The organism is Streptomyces sp. NPDC093064, assembly GCF_044754605.1.
Lineage (GTDB): Bacteria > Actinomycetota > Actinomycetes > Streptomycetales > Streptomycetaceae > Streptomyces.
In genome coordinates, this window is record NZ_JBIVPK010000153.1 from 1 (window position 1) to 1,379 (window position 1,379).

1 protein-coding gene is annotated in these 1,379 nt (G+C 71.3%); it reads left to right on the top strand.

Annotation, left to right across the window (positions count from 1 at the left end; translation table 11 throughout):
- Positions 1–1,379, top strand: a 1,379-nt coding sequence (locus ACIQFZ_RS43520) for a type I polyketide synthase (protein ID WP_402694011.1), incomplete at both ends; no start/stop codon positions are given.

A 1,379-nucleotide genomic window follows, 5' to 3' on the forward strand; every position in this document is an offset into this window, starting at 1 on the left:
GTGCCTCTGACTCCGTCCTTACGCGCGCCCTGGCCCTCGATGAGCCGCAACTCGCGCTGCGCGGCGGCCGTGCCCTTGCCGCCCGCCTGACCCGCGTTAGCGCCGACCCTGCTGCCGAGGCCATCTGGTCGTCGGAGGGGACGGTGTTGGTGACGGGTGGTACCGGTGGTCTCGGTGGTCTGGTGGCCCGTCATCTCGTCACGGAGCGGGGGGTGCGGCGTCTGCTGCTGACCAGCCGCTCCGGTCTGGGTGCCGCAGGCGCTGGTGAGTTGGTGGCGGAGCTGGAGGGGTTGGGTGCCGAGGTTTCGGTTGCGGCGTGTGATGTCGCCGACCGGGATGCGGTGGACGCCCTGGTCGCGGAGCACCCGCTCACCGCGGTCGTACACACGGCCGGTGTTCTCGACGACGGTGTTCTGAACTCGCTCACCAGCGAACGACTCGCCGCCGTGCTGCGGCCCAAGGTGGACGGCGCGTGGAACCTGCATGAGGCGACGCGTCACCTGTATCTGGATGCGTTCGTGGTCTTCTCGTCGGTCGCTGGTGTCTTCGGCGGTGCCGGCCAGGCCAACTACGCGGCCGGCAACGCCTTCCTGGACGCTCTCGCCGCTCACCGTCAGGCCCTCGGCCTGCCTGCCGTCTCCCTTGCCTGGGGTCCCTGGCAGCAGGGCGCGGGGATGACGGCCGGGCTCCACGAGCGTGACGTTCGCCGGGCCGCCGAGTCCGGGATGTCGCTCATCACCATCGAGCAGGGTCTCGCCCTCTTCGACGCCGCTCTCACCACTGGTGAAGCCGCTCTCGTCACCAGCCGCTTGGACCTCGCCGCCTTCCGCGGCCGTCCGGAGATCCCGGCCCTGCTGCGCGGGCTGATCCGCACCCCCGTGCGCCGCACCGCCGCGACCGGGGCTGCCGAAGGCGCCGACGCCGGACTGGTCCAGCGGCTGGCCCGGCTCGATCGTGAGCAGCGCCACGAGGTGCTGCTCGACCTGGTGCGTGCGAGCGCCGCTCTGGTCCTCGGCCACGCCGCCGGTGCTGACATCGACGCCGACCGTGCCTTCCGCGACCTCGGCTTCGACTCCCTCACCGCGGTCGAACTCCGTAACCGTCTGCGTACCGCGACCGGTCTGCGCCTGTCGGCGACGGCGATCTTCGACCATCCCACGCTGTCCGCGCTCGCCGACCACTTGCTCACCGAGTTGTACGGCGCCGAGGCCGAGACGCTCACCCCTGTCACGCTGCTGCCGTCGACGGACGACGACCCGATCGTGATCGTGGGCATGGCCTGCCGCTTCCCGGGCGACGTCGACTCGCCCGAGGACTTGTGGCGCCTGGTCAGCGAGGGTACGGACGCCATCTCCGACTTCCCGGCCAACCGCGGCTGG